This is a genomic window from Cellulomonas septica, from assembly GCF_012396155.1.
GTDB classification, from domain to species: domain Bacteria; phylum Actinomycetota; class Actinomycetes; order Actinomycetales; family Cellulomonadaceae; genus Cellulomonas; species Cellulomonas septica.
The window spans coordinates 1-2,163 of sequence record NZ_JAAXOY010000612.1 but is presented as its reverse complement, the minus strand read 5'-3'; the positions used below and the strand labels follow the sequence as shown (position 1 = coordinate 2,163).

Here is a 2,163-nt window from a genome sequence, read left to right as displayed (position 1 = left end):
GGACCCGGGGAGCAGGACGGCGGCCCTGCCGAACGCGACGGCGCGGCGCAGGCGCGTGCCGGCGTCGCCGTCGCCCGCGATGAAGCCGGCGAGCGTGGTGTCGCCCGCGCCGACGGTGGACAGCGGGACGAGCGGCGGACCGCCCGCCCACCAGCTCCGTCGCGCGGTGACGAGCAGCGCGCCGTGCGCGCCGAGGCTCACGAGCACGGCACGGGTGCCCGCGTCGATGACCTCGCGCGCAGCGTCGACGACGTCGCCGACGGTCACGAGCTCGTGGCCGACGAGCTCGGCGAGCTCGTCGTCGTTGGGCTTGACGAGCGTGAGCCCGCCGGACCGGACCGCCCGCGTGAGCGGGAGCCCGGACGTGTCGAGCGCGAACGGGACGCCGTGCCGGGCGGCGAGGCCGGCGACCTGGACGAAGAAGCACTCGGAGGCTCCCCGCGGCAACGACCCCGCGCTCACGAGCGCGGCGGGCTGCGTGGTGAGCTGCTGCTCGACGGCCCGCAGCAGCGCGTCGCCCTCGGCGTCGGTGAGCCGCGGACCGGGTGCGTTGACCTTGGTGGTCGCGCCGCCCGCCTCGACGAGCGTGAGGTTGGTGCGGGTGTCCTCGGCGATCGGGACCGGCAGCGCGGGCACGCCCTGCTCGCCCAGCAGCTCGACGAGTCGCGCACCGTCGGCGCCGCCGACGGGGAGGACGGCGAGCGTCGGGACGCCGTGCGCCATGAGCACCCGGGACACGTTGATGCCCTTGCCGCCGGGGTGCACCCACGCGCCGTCGGCGCGGTTGACCTCGCCGACGGCGAGCCGGTCGACCTGCAGCGCGCGGTCGAGGCTCGGGTTCGGGGTGAGCGTGAGGATCATGCGCGCACCACCCGCGTCCCGGCCGCCTCGATCTCGTCGACGAGCTCGGGCTCCGCGCCGGTGTCCGTGACCAGCGTGTCGACGGCCGACAGCGGCACGACGTGCGCGAAGTCGACCCGCCCGAGCTTGGTGTGGTCCGCGAGCACGACGGTCCGCCGCGCGTTGGTGACGAGCGCGCGCTTGACCGCGGCCTCGGCGAGGTCGGGCGTCGTCAGCCCGTGCTCGACGGACAGCCCGTTGGTGCCGACGAACGCGACGTCGGCGTGGATGTCGTCCAGCGCCCGGACGGCCCACGTGCCGACCGCGGCGAGCGTGCGGCCGCGGACCGTGCCGCCCACCAGGTGCAGCGTGATGCCGGGACGCGTCGCGAGGACGGTGGCGACGGGCAGCGCGTGCGTGACGACCGTGAGCTCGCGGTCGTTCGGCAGCAGCTCCGCGAGCCGGACGGTCGTGGTGCCCGCGTCGAAGATGACGGCGCCGCCGTCGGGCAGCTCGTCGAGCGCGGCCTTCGCGATGCGCTCCTTCTCCCCCGCGAGCAGACCCTCGCGGTCCGCGATGCCGGGCTCGAAGCCGAGGCGCTCGACGGGGATCGCGCCGCCGTGCACGCGCCGGACGAGGCCGTGCCGCTCGAGCGCGGTGAGGTCGCGTCGGATCGTCTCGGGGGTGACGTCGAGCTCGTCCGCGAGGGCGGTGACGTCGACCCGGCCCTCGGCGCGGGCGCGAGCCAGGATCTGCTGGTGCCGCTCCGGTGCGTACACGCTGCCTCCGTCGTGCCGGACACCGCCTTCGTCGCGGTGTCTGATGCGTCCAGAGTCCGCTTCTCACCCTGCCATGTCAAGAGATTCGGGCCCATTCGGACTCAAACAGACGTCTACCTGGGCAGACTCGGGCATCATGATGTCCGTGATCCGGTCAGTTCGGCCCCCTCGGCCGCGATCCGGACGTCAGGTCACACCGAACGGGCACGACCGGACATCGCCGCAGACGACGACGCCCGCCCCGGCGGACCGGGACGGGCGACGTCGAGCAGAGCGGAGGGGGTCAGTGCGGCTGGTACGGCGAGACCACGACCTCGACGCGCTGGAACTCCTTGAGGTCCGAGTAGCCGGTCGTCGCCATCGCCCGCTTGAGCGCACCGACGAGGTTGAGCGTCCCGTCCGCGGTGTGACCCGGGCCGAACAGGATCTGCTCCAGCGAGCCGGCCGTGCCGACCTCGACGCGCTCGCCGCGCGGCAGGTGCGGGTGGTGCGCCTCCGGGCCCCAGTGCCAGCCCCGACCCGGCGCCTCCGTCGCGCGCGCGAG

The 2,163-nt window shown here is 74.8% G+C and carries 2 protein-coding genes and 1 pseudogene; all 3 read right to left on the bottom strand.

The window, feature by feature from the left end; all coding sequences use genetic code 11:
- The coding region (locus HGA02_RS17260) for a 1-phosphofructokinase family hexose kinase (RefSeq protein ID WP_168680428.1) at nt 1-861 on the bottom strand (861 nt) is incomplete at its 3' end.
- Complete coding sequence (locus tag HGA02_RS17255; protein ID WP_168680426.1) at nt 858-1,619, bottom strand: DeoR family transcriptional regulator; 762 nt, start codon at nt 1,617-1,619, stop codon at nt 858-860. The genes HGA02_RS17255 and HGA02_RS17260, both read right to left, overlap by 4 nt.
- Nucleotides 1,620-1,902: 283 nt before the next feature.
- Nucleotides 1,903-2,163: pseudogene (locus HGA02_RS17250) on the bottom strand (GuaB3 family IMP dehydrogenase-related protein); the annotation flags it as partial.